Here is a 15,493-nt window from a genome sequence, read left to right on the forward strand (position 1 = left end):
ATTAATAACAAGCCAAATTATCTTTGATTATGGTAATGTCCATAGCGGAATTAATATTAGATTCAAACCTATATTTTCCTCATCCATAGCTCTTCCTATTTATAAAGGATTAAGTCATGTTTAAAAAAACATTATTATCTATATTCGCAACCACACTATTATCTGGCGTTGCATTTAACGCGCTTGCTGATGACCCTAATCAGGGTTCCGGTAAAATAACGTTTAAGGGTGAAGTTATCGATGCACCTTGCTCTATTGCTCCTGGTGATGAAGATCAAACAATAAATCTCGGTGAGGTTGCTGATACTGTATTAAAAAGCGGACAGAAATCTCTGCCTGTAGATGTCACCATTCATTTGCAGGATTGTATTTTATCTGACGGCACTAACACTGTTGATAAAGTCAAAATCACCTTTAGCTCTGCCAGCGTTGACACTACCGACTCCAACCTGCTTAAAAACACACAGGAAGGTAACATCGGCGGCGCAACTGATGTAGGAGTACGTCTGGTGAAATCAGACAATACCAACGTGACTCTTGGTACCCCCATCACCATCGACTTCCCGACAACTAATTCCTACCAGGAGTTGAACTTTAAAGCCCGTATGGAATCTCTGGGACGCACCGCGACCCCGGGTAATGTGCAGGCACAGGCTAATTACGTACTCGACTACAAGTAATCGGCAATTAATACCTACACAACACCAGGCGGTAAAACTGATGAAATTTCATCAGCACCTTGGGGTCTTTTTTGAAATGGATTTTTATGAACAATAAAAACACGTTTACCGGGGATAAATTATCCTACGCAATTAAAAATGCCCTGTCTGGTGTTGTGTTTTCGCTACTCTTCGTTTTACCAGTCCGCGCCGTAGAATTCAATGCTGATATGATTGACGTTGAAGATCGTGCGAACATTGATCTCTCGCGATTTGAAAAAAAAGGCTATATCACCCCTGCAAAATACCTCGTTCGTGTGCAAATAAACAAAAACATGTTACCACAAGCGTTAATGCTGGAGTGGGCAAAAGCCGATAATGAAAGTGGTTCGTTACTCTGCTTAACCAAAGAAAACCTGACTAATTTCGGCCTTAATACGGACTTTATTGAATCATTGCAAACCATAGCTGGCAGCGAATGTTTAGATTTAAGTCAACGTCAGGAATTAACGATACGGCTTGATAAAGCCACAATGATATTATCGCTTAGCATTCCCCAAGCATGGTTAAAATACCAGGCAACAAACTGGACGCCCCCCGAATTTTGGGATGACGGTATCGCCGGATTTATCCTTGATTACAACATATACGCTAGCCAGTATTCTCCACAGCAGGGAGACAGTACCCAAAATGTCAGCTCCTATGGTACGTTAGGCTTTAACCTCGGCGCATGGCGCTTACGTAGCGATTACCAATATAATCAGAATTTTGCTGATGGTCGTTCCGTCAGCCATAGCGGTGAATTTGCGCGAACTTATCTCTTTCGCCCTATTCCCTCATGGTCATCTAAGTTCACCATGGGACAATACGACCTGAGTTCCAATCTTTACGATACCTTCCATTTTACTGGCGCATCACTGGAAAGTGATGAAAGCATGTTGCCGCCAGATTTACAGGGTTATGCGCCACAAATTACCGGCATCGCGCAGACCAACGCCAAAGTGACAGTAGCGCAAAATGGTCGTGTACTTTATCAAACCACAGTCGCGCCAGGCCCTTTTACTATTACTGATTTGGGTCAATCGTTTCAGGGTCAACTGGATGTCACTGTTGAAGAAGAAGATGGCCGTACCAATACCTTTCAGGTCGGTTCCGCTTCCATCCCCTATTTAACCCGTAAAGGGCAAGTACGCTACAAAACATCGCTGGGAAAACCAACATCAGTCGGACATAACGATATTAATAACCCCTTTTTCTGGACGGCTGAAGCCTCCTGGGGCTGGCTGAATAATGTGTCGCTCTATGGCGGCGGCATGTTCACTGCAGATGATTACCAGGCGATCACCACTGGCATCGGTTTTAACCTCAATCAATTTGGTTCGCTTTCTTTCGATGTCACCGGAGCTGATGCCTCTTTACAGCAACAAAATAGCGACAATTTGCGTGGTTACAGCTATCGGTTTAACTATGCAAAACATTTCGAATCAACGGGCAGCCAGATTACCTTCGCGGGTTATCGCTTCTCTGATAAAGATTACGTGTCAATGAATGAGTACCTCAACTCACGTAATGGTGATGAGTCAATCGATAACGAAAAAGAAAGTTATGTTATTTCCCTGAACCAGTACTTTGAATCGCTGGAATTAAACTCTTATGTCAACGTTACACGCAATACTTATTGGGACAGCCCTGCCAATACTAATTACTCGATATCAGTAAGCAAAAACTTTGATATTGGTGATTTCAAGGGCATTTCCGCATCGCTGGCAGTGAGTCGCATTCGCTGGGATGATGACGAAGAAAATCAGTATTACTTCTCATTCTCTCTGCCGTTACAGCAAAGTCGCAACCTTTCCTACAGCATGCAGCGCACGGGTGGTAGTAATACTTCGCAAATGGTTTCCTGGTATGACTCGTCAGACCGCAACAATATCTGGAATATTTCGGCGTCAGCAACGGACGATAATATTCGCGATGGCGAACCAACGCTGCGTGGCAGCTATCAGCACAATTCACCATGGGGACGTCTGAACTTTACCGGTAGTGTGCAACCGAATCAGTACAATTCTGTTACCGCAGGCTGGTACGGTTCAATTACAGCTACGCGTCATGGTGTCGCTCTTCACGATTATAGCTACGGCGATAACGCCCGCATGATGGTCGATACCGATGGTATTCCTGGCGTTGAAATCAACTCTAACCGTACTGTTACCAATGGGCTGGGCATCGCCGTGATACCTTCATTATCGAACTACACCACCTCCATGTTGCGGGTGAATAATAACGTTCTGCCAGAAGGTGTCGATGTCGAAAACTCGGTCATTCGTACTACGCTCACCCAGGGTGCCATCGGCTACGCAAAACTGAATGCCACCACCGGATACCAAATCGTCGGCGTTATTCGTCAAGAAAATGGGCGCTTCCCACCACTGGGGGTGAATGTCACGGATAAATCGACAGGTAAAGATGTGGGCCTGGTGGCGGAAGATGGCTTTGTTTATCTCAGCGGGATTCAAGAAAACAGTACCCTACGTTTAACTTGGGGTAATAACTCCTGTGAAATTACCCCCCCGAACCAAAGTAACATCAACGAAAGTGCCATTATTTTGCCTTGTAAAACAGTCAACTAATTCAGGATGAAAAAAATGAAATCGCTATTAACCGTAACAGGAATGATTTGTTTACTGGGGTTCTGTAACTTCGCCCAAGCGACTGTCTCCCCCGACAGAACGCGCATAATTTTTAATGCTTCAAATAAAAGCGCAACTGTTCGCCTGACCAACCAAAGTAAAATCGATCCTTATTTAGCTCAATCGTGGATTGAGGACGCCAGCGGTAAAAAAACGCGCGATTACATATCAACGCTCCCCCCAATGGAACGTATCGAGGCCAATGAGCAAGTGCAAATTCGCCTGATGGCGCTGTCCGCATTAAACAACTTGCCACAGGACAGAGAAACGCTGTTTTACTATAACGTGCGGGAAATTCCGCCGCGCGCCAAAGAACAGAATGTAATGCAAATCGCCATGCAAAGTCGTCTGAAACTGTTCTGGCGACCCAAATCGATTGAATTAAAAGAGGGAGAGATGGTACCCCTGCAAAAATTGACGATTACCCACAGCGCCGCCGGGTTGACCCTGAATAACCCGACGCCTTATCACATTACCGTCGGTTATATCGGAACTAACGGCAAGACATTAATGCCCGGAACAGACAGCATTATGGTTACCCCTTTTGGGACTGCAACTCAGCAAATTAAAAACCTTCCGACGACCTTCCTACTGGGTTTTGTTGGTGATTACGGTGGGCTGGAAATGTTCAAAATTGACTGTAATTCCGTTCAGTCACTCTGCCAAGCTACACCTGCGAAGAAGGGAAAATTATGATCATGCTTTTTCGTCTCCTGGCAATATTGTGCTTGTTTGTTAATGTTTCTTCTTATGCAGTCGATTGCTATCAGAATAAACGTTTTGGTAATACAGAAATAAATAAACCTATGCCTGCGTTCAAAGTACCACAGGATGCTGAGATTGGTCAGAAAATTTGGGAAAGCGATGATATTAATACAAAAGTTTTTTGCAACAGGGCCGTCAATTGGTCAGAAAGCAATCCATATGAAAATGTTCATGCCTGGATAAAAATAGCAGAGTTCAATGATCCCTCTGTGATAAACAACCCATACTTAACATTTGGTGTAACTTATAATGGACAGGATTACGAAGGAAACAATCAGGGCATTGATACAGGATATTGTCTGGATAGAGCAAACCCATTTCAGATTGTGACTGACACATGCACTAATACTGGTGTCCTCCAAACAGAGGTCACCTTCAATGCTCGATTTCGCTTGTATGTAAAACTTAAACAATATCCCCCTAAGGACACGAAATTTGACTTTAGCTCGGTCAATATATTGCAATTCGATGGTTCACAAGGAGCAAACACCGATAATAGAGCCAAAAATTTACACGCTAATATTACAGGGCTCGACAATATTTCTTTTCTTGATTGTAGCATAGACATTCGCATTTTCCCTGAAAGTCAAATCGTTAATTTCGGACGTATTGACCCGAGTACAATCGTGACTATACCGCCAACAGCTACATTTGATGTTTCAACAATTCGGGATGCTACTGCTAATTGTAGCGAACAATTTGATGTCGCAACCAGTTTCTACACTGATGATACATTATATGATAATACACACTTAGAAATGGGAAACGGTCTTATAATGCACATTACAGATCAAGTTGATAAGACAGATATGAAATTTAATCAGTATAAATTATTTACTACTTATAAACCTAATGAAACCCCAGCAGTAATAACACGAAGTTACCAGGCGAAGCTAACGACAGAACCAGGTGCAACACTGGTTTATGGCCCATTTCAAAAGGACCTGATTGTTAAAATCAACTACAACTAGCCATAAAAACGCCGGGAATATCCCGGCGTTTTCATCTTCAATATTTTGAGTTATTAACTAGCTTTACGCTCATGCGCCTGTCGGTATGCCACCAGGTCTTCAATAGTCACGAGCGCCATATTATGTTTATTGGCAAACTCAATGCACTCTGGCGCACGCGCCATCGTGCCATCGTCATTAGTCAGCTCACACAACACACCAGCTGGTTTAAAGCCTGCCAGCGTCATCAGATCAATAGTCGCTTCGGTATGGCCGCCACGCGTCAGCACACCACCCGCCTGCGCGCGCAGTGGGAAAACGTGGCCAGGACGATTCAGATCAGAAGGTTTTGCGCCATCGGCAATCGCTGCGCGAACGGTCGTAATACGGTCAGCGGCAGAAACACCGGTAGTCACACCTTCAGCCGCTTCAATGGTCACGGTAAAACCGGTGCCATAGGCGCTGGTGTTATTTTCTACCATCATTGGCAGATCGAGTTGTTTACGGCGATCTTCAGTAATGCACAGGCAAACAATACCGCTACCGTGGCGAATGGTCAGCGCCATCTGCTCAACGGTCATGGTTTCTGCCGGGAAGATCATATCGCCTTCGTTTTCACGGTCTTCATCATCAAGCACCATTACACCGCGTCCTTCACGCAGCGCAGCCAGTGCATTTTCAACACGTTCGAAAGGCGTACCAAAAGAGGAAAGTAGCGTCTGATTCATGGTAAAAAAACCTCACTAAAATTATGGTTACCAGAATCAGGGCAGTCTTAGGAGTGGCGGCATATAGCCAAAATAACGTGAGCGGGTCCATGCCCGACAGAATCGTTACTCTCTCCCATCCGGACTCTAACCGTCGGCCCCGGAATTACACCGGATCTGCTGTCCTTTGAGTTCGCACCCAAAGCGCTCGCGGGCTTTCAACTGAGTTGATTTACCGCCGGTGGGGAATTTCGCCCCGCCCTGAGAATAAGCGGATTCACTATAACGCTAATGATTAGCGGCAGCAACGCATAGCTTCACATAATTCTGGTTTATGACTTACCCTTATCGCACTACAATGGCACTCAACACCTATCAGTACAGGGAAACTACAATGATTGACCCGAAAAAAATTGAGCAAATCGCTCGCCAGGTTCACGAATCAATGCCTAAAGGAATCAGGGAGTTCGGGGAAGATGTGGAGAAAAAAATCCGCCAAACCCTACAAGCGCAGCTGACGCGTCTCGATCTGGTGAGCCGCGAAGAATTCGACGTACAGACGCAAGTCCTGTTACGGACTCGTGAGAAACTGGCATTACTGGAGCAGCGCATCAGTGAACTGGAAGCGCGCAATAATCCGGTAGCAGAACTTCAATCTCCTCCGGCTATCCCGCCGGTTGATAAAGCAGAATAAAGCACCACAAAAACGGGCCAGACGGCCCGTAATATCAATGTTCTAATTCCAGTTCTCTGGTTTGCATCATCTGTTGGCAATACCAGGCATAACGTGCGCAAAACCAGGTTCTATGTTCTTCATCCATGTTACCAGTAACGGCCAGAATATCGACCGGGCGACCTTCTGCGTGCATTCTGGCAAAACTACGCGCCAGGAAATCGAAGTTATTTAAAGAATTAAGACTATGATCCATAAGCACATCCTCCGGTTATCGCATACCTTTTAAGGCCATATGCTTTTTCTGATTTCAGTATTCCCCAATCAGTGTAGTGCCTTTAAACATAACGTGCGTAAATATATTGTTCCCGATCACACTTTTTAGTGAAAAATAAAAAACAACATTAAAAGACTTTCTCTTTCAGAACATCTCTAACATGTGTTATTATTAACAAAGATAAATGTAAGCAAGGAAATTATCGCAAAATAAATATTGCGTCACTAAATGGACATTGGAGTGACATATGATTTTATTCGCTGACTATAACACCCCTTATCTTTTCGCTATTTCTTTTGTACTTTTGATCGGCCTTTTAGAAATTTTTGCACTTATCTGCGGTCACATGCTCTCCGGTGCTCTTGATGCACATCTTGACCATTATGATTCCATAACCACAGGTCATATTAGCCAGGCACTTCATTATCTCAATTTTGGAAGATTGCCAGCTCTCGTCGTTCTCTGCTTACATGCTGGTTTTTTTGGCCTTATTGGCATCCTGCTACAGCAGGTCTGCATCATGGTTTGGCAATCACCACTCTCGAACCTGTTCGTGGTTCCTGTCAGTTTACTGTTTACGATTATTGCGGTGCATTATACCGGTAAAATAGTTGCGCCCTGGATTCCACGCGACCATAGTTCAGCTATTACAGAAGAAGAATATATTGGTAGCATGGCGTTAATTACCGGTCATCAGGCCACTTCAGGTAATCCCTGCGAAGGAAAACTCACCGATCAATTTGGCCAAATACATTATTTACTACTAGAGCCTGAAGAAGGAAAAATTTTCACTAAAGGAGACAAAGTGTTAATTATTTGCCGACTTTCTGCAACGCGATATTTGGCGGAAAACAATCCCTGGCCCCAAATATTGTAATTTATTAATCAAAAGGAAATTTAATAATGGATGATATTGTTAATTCTGTGCCCTCCTGGATGTTTACCGCAATTATTGCCGTATGCGTTCTGTTTATTATTGGGATTATTTTCGCCAGGCTCTATCGTCGCGCTTCGGCAGAGCAAGCATTTGTTCGTACTGGTTTAGGTGGTCAAAAAGTGGTGATGAGCGGTGGCGCAATCGTGATGCCAATCTTCCATGAAATAATTCCCATCAATATGAATACCCTGAAACTGGAAGTCAGCCGCTCAACCATTGATAGCCTGATTACGAAAGATCGTATGCGCGTCGATGTCGTTGTCGCTTTCTTTGTGCGGGTAAAACCGTCAGTGGAAGGTATTGCCACCGCCGCTCAGACGCTGGGGCAACGCACCCTGTCGCCTGAAGACTTACGTATGTTGGTTGAAGATAAATTTGTCGATGCCCTCCGTGCAACAGCTGCACAAATGACCATGCATGAGTTACAGGATACCCGCGAGAACTTCGTGCAGGGCGTACAAAATACCGTTGCTGAAGATCTGTCGAAAAACGGCCTGGAACTGGAAAGCGTTTCACTTACCAACTTTAACCAGACGTCGAAAGAACATTTCAATCCTAACAACGCCTTTGACGCCGAAGGTTTAACCAAGCTGACGCAGGAGACGGAGCGCCGTCGTCGCGAACGTAACGAAGTTGAACAGGATGTAGAAGTTGCGGTGCGTGAGAAAAACCGTGATGCGCTTTCGCGGAAGCTGGAGATTGAACAGCAAGAAGCGTTTATGACGCTTGAGCAGGAGCAGCAGGTTAAAACCCGTACCGCTGAGCAGAATGCGAAAATTGCGGCTTTTGAGGCCGAGCGTCGTCGGGAAGCAGAGCAGACGCGAATTCTGGCTGAACGACAGATTCAGGAAACGGAAATCGACCGCGAACAGGCCGTCCGTTCCAGAAAAGTTGAAGCTGAACGTGAAGTTCGCATTAAAGAGATCGAACAGCAGCAGGTCACCGAAATCGCCAACCAGACGAAATCGATCGCTATTGCCGCCAAATCGGAACAGCAGTCACAAGCGGAAGCGCGTGCCAACCTTGCACTTGCAGAAGCGGTAAGCGCCCAGCAAAACGTAGAAACCACTCGCCAGACCGCAGAAGCCGATCGTGCTAAACAAGTTGCCCTAATCGCTGCCGCGCAGGATGCAGAAACCAAAGCGGTTGAACTGACCGTGCGGGCGAAAGCAGAAAAAGAAGCCGCAGAGATGCAGGCGGCGGCGATCGTTGAGTTAGCCGAAGCTACGCGTAAAAAAGGCCTGGCGGAAGCAGAAGCGCAACGTGCGCTGAACGATGCTATCAACGTACTTTCTGACGAGCAAACCAGCCTTAAATTCAAACTGGCATTGTTGCAGGCGCTCCCTGCGGTAATTGAGAAATCTGTGGAACCAATGAAGTCTATCGACGGTATTAAGATTATTCAGGTCGATGGTCTGAACCGTGGTGGTACCGCAGGGGATGCAATATCAGGTAGCGTTGGTGGAGGAAATCTGGCGGAACAAGCGTTATCAGCCGCGCTTTCTTACCGCACACAGGCACCGCTGATTGACTCCTTGCTCAATGAAATTGGTGTTTCAGGCGGCTCGCTAGCGGCATTGACTTCACCCTTAACCTCAACAACTCCCGTAGCAGAAAACATAGAATAAATTTTCAACCATGAACATCCCTGGCCCAAAAAGCCGGGGATTTGTTATATCTGCGTTCCGCTAAAAAGTACAAATGATCAGGTTGTTACAGCGTTTTGCGAGCCGACTCGGGGAAGAGAAAACTGCATCAGGGAAAGCATTGCGCGGGGTCTGGCGCTCATCAACAATCGGGTAGTCAGCAAGGGGCTGAAACGGGAAAGCCCCTCCCGAGGAAGGGGCCTTGTATAAGGAAAGGGTTATGATGAAGTTCGTCATCATACTGATTGTGTTGTTACTGTTAAGTTTCCCGACTTACTAACAACCAATTCAGAGGGGGGAGAAATCCTCCCTTACCCTTGTTCCTTTACTTTAGGTTGAAAAAACAGCAGCGTCAATAGACCTGCCTGGTTCGAAGCGAGATCTGTGAACCGCTTTCCGGTTAGCCTTTTTTATCCTGTTGGATCTTCTTGATGATGTTGGTCGTTGAGCAACCGTCTTCAAAGTTGAGCACCAACACTTCGCCACCGTTGGCCCAGACTTCTTTACTCCCGGCAATCTCTTCTGGTTTATAGTCGCCGCCTTTCACCAGCAGGTCTGGCAAGATCCCGGCGATCAAGTGCTGCGGCGTGTCTTCTTCAAACGACACCACCCAGTCGACCGCTTCCAGTGCCCCCAGCACAATCATACGCTGTTCGAGAGGGTTAACGGGGCGGGAATCCCCTTTCAGCCGTTTGGTGGAGGCATCGCTGTTCACAGCGACAATCAGGCGGTCACCCAGTTTGCGGGCATTTGCCAGATAGGAGACGTGCCCGGCGTGCAGGATGTCGAAGACGCCGTTGGTCATCACCACTTTTTCACCGCGTTTACGCGCCGCCGCTACAGCAAGCTTCAGTTCCTCTTCGGTCATCACACCAAAGCCGGTATCTGCACGTCCACGTACTGCATTTTCCAGCTCGATCGGCGAAACCGTGGATGTCCCCAGTTTGCCGACCACCACGCCTGCCGCCGCATTGGCAAAGAAGCAGGCTTCTTCCAGCGAATTACCCGCAGCCAGCGTTGCCGCCAGCACACCAATCACCGTGTCGCCCGCACCGGTAACGTCATACACTTCCTGCGCCTGGGTTGGCATATGCAGCGGCGCTTTACCCGGTTGCAGCAGGGTCATCCCTTGTTCGGAACGGGTCACCAACAGAGCCGAGAGTTCGTAATCGGCAATCAGTTTCATTCCGCGCTCAACAATCTCTTCTTCGGTCTTACATTTACCGACAACAGCTTCAAATTCCGAGAGATTCGGCGTTAACAGCGTAGCGCCGCGGTAGCGCTCAAAATCGGTGCCTTTTGGATCAATCAGCACCGGAACGCCCGCTTTACGCGCCAGTTGGATCATCTGCTGCACGCTTGCCAGCGCACCTTTCGCGTAGTCAGAGAGCACCAGCGCGCCAATCGAACTCAGCGCCTGATTAATCCGCTCGTGCAGCGGCTGCGGATCAACCCCTTCGAAACCTTCTTCAAAATCCAGACGGATCAGCTGTTGGTTGCGGGAAAGTACCCGTAATTTGGTGATGGTCGGATGCGTCGGTACAGAAACGAAGTCGCATTTGACGTTGACGTCGGCCAGAGATTTACTCAGCGCGCGCGCCGCATCGTCAATGCCCGTCAACCCGACCAGGCGTGCATTAGCACCGAGAGAAGCGATATTCATCGCCACGTTAGCCGCGCCGCCCGGACGTTCTTCGATGGTATTCACTTTAACCACGGGCACCGGCGCTTCCGGCGAGATACGGCTGGTGGGACCGTACCAGTAACGATCCAGCATCACATCACCAACCACCATCACTCCTGCACGTTCAAACTCTGGCAGCGTTACTTTCATTCCTGTCTCCTGAGAGATTCAAAATTTGCGCGCGATAATACCATACTTCATTCTTCCACCAGCCACTTCTGCCAGCTTGCCCGCACCAGATCACGCTCTGCGGTGAAGCAATCCTCCGACACATGGCCCGGCAATTCCTGTAATGCCAGATGATGAAGTTCATCGCGCAGCGTAGTGTAAGCACGGGTCAGCACCATCGCTTCCTGCTCTTCCATAATGTCGTTTTGCGCCAGCAGCTCCAGAATACGCACGTTGTCTGACCAGCGCGTTAACTTCGGTTTTTCATGAGCGTAGCGCAACACCAGATATTGGGTAATAAATTCGATATCGGTAATTCCGCCTTCATCGGCTTTGATATCAAAGCGATCGCGATGTTTATTGCCGAGATGAGCGCGCATTTTCTCGCGCATTTCCCGCACTTCCGTTTGCAGAGTTTTACCTTCACGCGGCAGCATCATAATCTCGCGACGCACCGCGTCAAAGTGCGCGGTGAGCTGCGGATCGCCGTACACTACACGCGCACGCACCAGCGCCTGATGTTCCCACGTCCAGGCCTCGTTTTTCTGATAATCGGAAAACGCTTCTGCAGAGGTGACCAGCATTCCCGCCGCCCCGGACGGACGCAGTCGAGCATCCACTTCATACAAAATGCCGGAAGAGGTTCGCGTACTGAACAGATGCATAATGCGTTGCGCCAGACGCAGATAAAACTGTCGCCCGTCGATTTCCCGCTCGCCGTCAGTCATCGCATCCATTGGGCAATCATGGAGGAAGATCAGGTCAAGATCGGAACTGTAGCCTAACTCCCAGCCGCCCAGCTTGCCGTAGCCGACCACCGCAAAACCACGCCCTTCGCGTTCGTTCAGGTGATTTGGCTTACCGTAGCGGGCAACCATTTGAACCCATGCCTGTTGTACGACAGCATCTATCATAGCTTCCGCCAGCCAGGTTAAGTGATCGCTCACTTTCATTACCGGTAGCGTACCGGCGATATCCGCCGCCGCGATGCGTAAAAGTTGCGCCTGTTTGAACTGACGCAGCGCCTCAAGCTGTTGCTCTTCGTCATCTTCCGGCACGCGCAGCAAATACTGGCGCAGTTCATCACGGTAGGCATCCGTCGCCGTCGGCTGGTAAAGAGTGTTCGGATCGAGCAGTTCGTCCAGCAATAATGGATAACGCGCCAGTTGGCTGGCAATCATCGGCGATGCGGCGCACAGCGAAATCAAATGCTTAAGCGCTGCGGGGAATTCACTAAGCAGCTCAAGATAGGTAGTGCGGGTAACAATCCCCACCAGCAAAGCCGTAATGCGCGACAGCGTGACAGCAGCGTCTTCACGCGCACAGACATCACTTAGCAGATGCGGCATCAGATGGTCGAGCACCTGACGTCCTCGCGGCCCGATTGTGCGCTTATCCAGCTCTTTGCGGAAATCGGCAATCAGTGTTAGCACCTGTTTGCGATCATCTTCGCTAAGATGCGCCAGCACTGGCGTGGTGTCATCTTCCTGCAACGCATCCTGCCACAGCTCACGCCACTGTTCCGACAGCGACTCTTCCTGAGTTTCGCTTTCGTCGTCGCCAATCAATTCATTAAACACCCGGCGCACATTGGTCATATGTACGGTCAGCGCCCCGGTCAGTTGCGGCCAGTCAGCAAAGTCCATCGCCCACGCCAGCCGCGCACGGTTAAGCTCATCAGAAGGAAGTGTCTGGGTTTGTTCGTCGTTAATGCTTTGCAGCAGGTTTTCCAGACGCCGCAGGAAGAGATACGCCACTCGCAATTGTTCAGCATCGTTTTCAGAAAGCAGATGCAGCGCGGCAATGGCGCTGAGCGTTGGCAGTAAAGAGCGCGATTGCAGCGACGGTTCGCGCCCGCCGCGAATGAGCTGGAATACCTGGACGATAAATTCAATTTCGCGAATGCCACCCGCGCCAAGTTTGATGTTGTCGGTCAAACCGCGTCGGCGCACTTCACGGGCAATCATCCCTTTCATGTTGCGCAGCGACTGGATGACGCTGAAATCGATGTAACGGCGGAAAACAAACGGGCGCAGCATCGCACGCAACTCGTTAGCATAGACGCCGTCGCTATCGCCCATAATCCGCGCCTTGACCATGGCGTATCGCTCCCAGTCGCGCCCCTGCTCCTGGTAATAGTCTTCCAGTGCCGCAAAGCTCAGCACCAGCGGGCCACTTTCGCCAAACGGACGCAGTCGCATATCCACGCGATAAACAAAACCATCCTGCGTTGGTTGATCCAGCACTTTAATCAGCCGCTGACCCATGCGGGTAAAGAACTGAGCGTTATCCAGTTCCCTGCGTCCGCCCTGCGTGCAACCATGTTCCGGCCAGACAAAAATCAGATCGATATCTGAGGAAAAATTCAGCTCCCCGCCGCCCAGTTTACCCATGCCTAAAATCAGCAGCGGTTGCGCTTCACCCTGCGCATTGCACGGCGTTCCCCACTCGCGGCAGCAGGCCTCATACAGCCAGTCACGCGCAGCGACAATCAATGTCTCCGCCAGATGGCTGAGCTGCTGCAATATGCTCTCTTCAGTAACCAGTGCCAGCGTTTGCGCCCAGGCAATGCGCACCATAATGCGCCGCCGGAACAGACGCAGCTCGCGCATTAACCCTGCTTCGTCGCTTACATCACTGAGCGCCTTCTGCAACCATGCAGCGTAATGCTGCCATTCGTCGGCCTGCGGCGGCTGGCTTTCCAGTTCCGTCAGCCACTCTGGATGCGCAATTACGCTGTCCTGCACAAAATCACTGAAGGTAAGTACTGACTTCGCCTGTGCGCTAAGTGATTCCTCGGCTAAAGGCGCTGGCAGCCGCTCAACAACGGTCTGCCAGTACTGCTGTAACGGTGAAGAGAGCGGCTTCATAAGCGATTTTATCCTTGCCTGATTAACGTTTTCCGCTGTGCAACCAGAACGGTTCCTGATTGTTTGCCTCATTACGGAAATGTTCAATTTCAATGCGTTGCCCGGTCGCAATGGCATGACGCAGTCCCTGCCAGTTCTCCAGCCAGGCTTGCGCGACGAGAGGATCGTAGTAACCCGCCAGCAACAATATTGAGTCAATGTCACGCGTCAGGCGCGGCAATTGGTCACGGTAGCGATCGCCTAATGGCTGGCAGAAAACGCTTTTCAGTTCAGCGGCATGGCGGGAAAGATGGATATCGGCAAAGCGTTTGAAAGAATCGCTGATTTTGCCCTGCGCTTTGGCATCTAAAAACGGCTGCCAGGCTTTGCTTACCAGCCATTCGGTCAACGCCAGCTTCGCCATCGCCGTTTCGGTAGAGTAGACCGCCGTCACGGCAGATACCGCAGAAACGATGGTCGCTTCGCATTGGGTCAGCAGGTCACGTAAGTGAGTGCTCGCTTTACGCGGCACAATACCGCCGAACAGCATCAGCGTATGACGGACCAGACCGATGGCTGCCAGCACCTGCTCTTTCGCCGCATCGTTGCCACGTACCCACAGTTCTTCATGATACTGCCATTGCGCTAACGCCAGCTCGAGCGCCGCTTCCAGCCCCTGTTCCACATCAGCTTTTGCCGCAACATGCAAAATGGTGGTCGGTTTGATTTCACGCGCGGGATTGCCCTGCGCCAGATGATAGCCGCGCGCGGCTTTGCTCAGGCTGCCCTGACGTAATCCGGTTTGCGATACCAGTTGGTTCGCCAGTTTCAGTACCGCGCGCGTATCGCCGCTAAGCAGCTCCAGTTCCAGCTCGCAGATAGGCTCAGCAAATTCACCCGCTTTCACCTCGCCCTGATCGAGAGCGATTTCAATGCTGCTGCCATCGACCTCCACCAACCATTTTTCGCGATAAAAATCGGTGCTGAACAGTGGCTTCACGCGGGACGCGAGATCGGCTGGTAACTCACCGTTCGGCCAGACTTCCGTCGGTAACTGCGCCAGCTCGAGCGTCGGTTCGCTCAACGCCACGTTATATTCCGGGCGCTGGTGTAAGCCGCCTGTCACTCTTCCTGCAACTTTCATGGTCATCTCATAGCGACCGTTTTCGCCACGGATACGTAAGCCCATGTCGTGCCCACGCAGCCAGTTATCCTGCGTTTCGTAGTAAATATTCAGCAACTGCACGGGGTCATGGTGCTCGCCGCCCAGCGTATTGAGATGGTCACGCAACGCCTCAACGGCACTGTGATTAACAATAAACTTTAATTCGATTTCCTGAGCCATGGCCTTTACTTATCGGTTATGTCACATAAGTGACGATGAACGGCGAACTTAATGCGATCTTTTTTGTCAGTAGATAGTATTTTGCGCCAAATTGCCATGCAACGGGCAATTTGACGGGCGTAAAAGTTTGAAGCAGTGGCAAG

General features: G+C 49.2%; 13 protein-coding genes and 1 riboswitch. Of the genes, 8 read left to right on the forward strand and 5 right to left on the reverse strand.

What is annotated here, in order from left to right; translation table 11 throughout:
• The first annotated feature begins 116 nt into the window (after window positions 1-116).
• The 4 genes from HEN33_RS10340 (at window position 117) to HEN33_RS10355 (ending at window position 5,085) form a co-directional block, all read left to right on the forward strand.
• Window positions 117-680: a fimbrial-like protein gene (locus HEN33_RS10340; RefSeq protein ID WP_176263610.1), complete on the forward strand. Its 564-nt coding sequence runs from the start codon at window positions 117-119 to the stop codon at window positions 678-680.
• 86 nt (window positions 681-766) lie between these two features.
• Window positions 767-3,289, forward strand: coding sequence for a fimbria/pilus outer membrane usher protein (locus HEN33_RS10345; protein ID WP_001060688.1), 2,523 nt, complete (start codon window positions 767-769; stop codon window positions 3,287-3,289).
• 15 nt (window positions 3,290-3,304) lie between these two features.
• Window positions 3,305-4,045, forward strand: coding sequence for a fimbrial biogenesis chaperone (locus tag HEN33_RS10350; protein WP_001360978.1), 741 nt, complete (start codon window positions 3,305-3,307; stop codon window positions 4,043-4,045).
• The gene (locus tag HEN33_RS10355) at window positions 4,042-5,085 is read left to right on the forward strand and encodes a pilus assembly protein (RefSeq protein WP_176263609.1); all 1,044 of its coding nucleotides are present in this window, start codon (window positions 4,042-4,044) and stop codon (window positions 5,083-5,085) included. The genes HEN33_RS10350 and HEN33_RS10355 overlap by 4 nt, the downstream gene beginning before the upstream one ends.
• A gap of 53 nt (window positions 5,086-5,138) precedes the next feature.
• Here HEN33_RS10355 and ribB read toward each other — a convergent pair whose 3' ends face one another.
• Window positions 5,139-5,792: a 3,4-dihydroxy-2-butanone-4-phosphate synthase gene (ribB, locus tag HEN33_RS10360; RefSeq protein ID WP_001076997.1), complete on the reverse strand. Its 654-nt coding sequence runs from the start codon at window positions 5,790-5,792 to the stop codon at window positions 5,139-5,141.
• A gap of 103 nt (window positions 5,793-5,895) precedes the next feature.
• Window positions 5,896-6,044, reverse strand: a riboswitch (FMN riboswitch).
• A gap of 121 nt (window positions 6,045-6,165) precedes the next feature.
• Between ribB and ubiK the strand changes: the two genes are divergently transcribed.
• The gene (gene ubiK / locus HEN33_RS10365; protein WP_000566827.1) at window positions 6,166-6,465 is read left to right on the forward strand and encodes a ubiquinone biosynthesis accessory factor UbiK; all 300 of its coding nucleotides are present in this window, start codon (window positions 6,166-6,168) and stop codon (window positions 6,463-6,465) included.
• A 34-nt stretch (window positions 6,466-6,499) separates the two neighbouring features.
• Here the strand turns inward: ubiK and glgS are convergent, their stop codons facing one another.
• Window positions 6,500-6,700 carry a cell surface composition regulator GlgS gene (gene glgS / locus HEN33_RS10370; RefSeq protein WP_001296424.1) on the reverse strand — a complete coding sequence of 67 codons (201 nt, stop codon included), beginning with the start codon at window positions 6,698-6,700 and terminating at the stop codon, window positions 6,500-6,502.
• Between the two features lie 268 nt (window positions 6,701-6,968).
• On the opposite strand from glgS, the gene HEN33_RS10375 reads away from it, so the two are divergent.
• The 3 genes from HEN33_RS10375 to HEN33_RS10385 all read left to right on the forward strand — a co-directional run bounded on the left by HEN33_RS10375 (window position 6,969) and on the right by HEN33_RS10385 (window position 9,584).
• Window positions 6,969-7,598: an OB-fold-containig protein gene (locus tag HEN33_RS10375; RefSeq protein ID WP_176263608.1), complete on the forward strand. Its 630-nt coding sequence runs from the start codon at window positions 6,969-6,971 to the stop codon at window positions 7,596-7,598.
• Between the two features lie 26 nt (window positions 7,599-7,624).
• The gene (locus HEN33_RS10380; RefSeq protein WP_176263607.1) at window positions 7,625-9,286 is read left to right on the forward strand and encodes a flotillin family protein; all 1,662 of its coding nucleotides are present in this window, start codon (window positions 7,625-7,627) and stop codon (window positions 9,284-9,286) included.
• A 238-nt stretch (window positions 9,287-9,524) separates the two neighbouring features.
• Entirely contained in the window at window positions 9,525-9,584 is a 60-nt protein-coding gene (locus HEN33_RS10385; RefSeq protein WP_071821827.1) for a type I toxin-antitoxin system Ibs family toxin, read from the forward strand.
• Between the two features lie 120 nt (window positions 9,585-9,704).
• Here HEN33_RS10385 and hldE read toward each other — a convergent pair whose 3' ends face one another.
• The 3 genes from hldE to ygiF are packed head-to-tail and all read right to left on the reverse strand — an operon-like array spanning window position 9,705 to window position 15,350.
• Entirely contained in the window at window positions 9,705-11,138 is a 1,434-nt protein-coding gene (gene hldE / locus HEN33_RS10390; protein ID WP_176263606.1) for a bifunctional D-glycero-beta-D-manno-heptose-7-phosphate kinase/D-glycero-beta-D-manno-heptose 1-phosphate adenylyltransferase HldE, read from the reverse strand.
• A gap of 47 nt (window positions 11,139-11,185) precedes the next feature.
• Window positions 11,186-14,026, reverse strand: a complete 2,841-nt coding sequence (glnE, locus tag HEN33_RS10395; protein ID WP_176263605.1) for a bifunctional [glutamate--ammonia ligase]-adenylyl-L-tyrosine phosphorylase/[glutamate--ammonia-ligase] adenylyltransferase — start codon at window positions 14,024-14,026, stop codon at window positions 11,186-11,188.
• Window positions 14,027-14,048: 22 nt separating this feature from the next.
• Window positions 14,049-15,350, reverse strand: coding sequence for an inorganic triphosphatase (gene ygiF, locus HEN33_RS10400; RefSeq protein ID WP_176263604.1), 1,302 nt, complete (start codon window positions 15,348-15,350; stop codon window positions 14,049-14,051).
• Between the last annotated feature and the right edge of the window lie 143 nt (window positions 15,351-15,493).

It is taken from the genome of Escherichia sp. 94.0001, from assembly GCF_013369155.2.
In the GTDB taxonomy this organism is placed as follows: Bacteria; Pseudomonadota; Gammaproteobacteria; order Enterobacterales; family Enterobacteriaceae; genus Escherichia; species Escherichia coli_F.

Excerpts from the sequence above, each read along its gene's own strand:
- HEN33_RS10340 (WP_176263610.1), top strand. The coding sequence starts at position 117 with ATGTTTAAAAAAACATTATTATCTATATTCGCAACCACACTATTATCT.
- HEN33_RS10345 (WP_001060688.1), top strand. The coding sequence starts at position 767 with ATGAACAATAAAAACACGTTTACCGGGGATAAATTATCCTACGCAATT.
- HEN33_RS10350 (WP_001360978.1), top strand. The coding sequence starts at position 3,305 with ATGAAATCGCTATTAACCGTAACAGGAATGATTTGTTTACTGGGGTTC.
- HEN33_RS10355 (WP_176263609.1), top strand. The coding sequence starts at position 4,042 with ATGATCATGCTTTTTCGTCTCCTGGCAATATTGTGCTTGTTTGTTAAT.
- ribB (WP_001076997.1), bottom strand. The coding sequence starts at position 5,792 with ATGAATCAGACGCTACTTTCCTCTTTTGGTACGCCTTTCGAACGTGTT.
- ubiK (WP_000566827.1), top strand. The coding sequence starts at position 6,166 with ATGATTGACCCGAAAAAAATTGAGCAAATCGCTCGCCAGGTTCACGAA.
- glgS (WP_001296424.1), bottom strand. The coding sequence starts at position 6,700 with ATGGATCATAGTCTTAATTCTTTAAATAACTTCGATTTCCTGGCGCGT.
- HEN33_RS10375 (WP_176263608.1), top strand. The coding sequence starts at position 6,969 with ATGATTTTATTCGCTGACTATAACACCCCTTATCTTTTCGCTATTTCT.
- HEN33_RS10380 (WP_176263607.1), top strand. The coding sequence starts at position 7,625 with ATGGATGATATTGTTAATTCTGTGCCCTCCTGGATGTTTACCGCAATT.
- hldE (WP_176263606.1), bottom strand. The coding sequence starts at position 11,138 with ATGAAAGTAACGCTGCCAGAGTTTGAACGTGCAGGAGTGATGGTGGTT.
- glnE (WP_176263605.1), bottom strand. The coding sequence starts at position 14,026 with ATGAAGCCGCTCTCTTCACCGTTACAGCAGTACTGGCAGACCGTTGTT.
- ygiF (WP_176263604.1), bottom strand. The coding sequence starts at position 15,350 with ATGGCTCAGGAAATCGAATTAAAGTTTATTGTTAATCACAGTGCCGTT.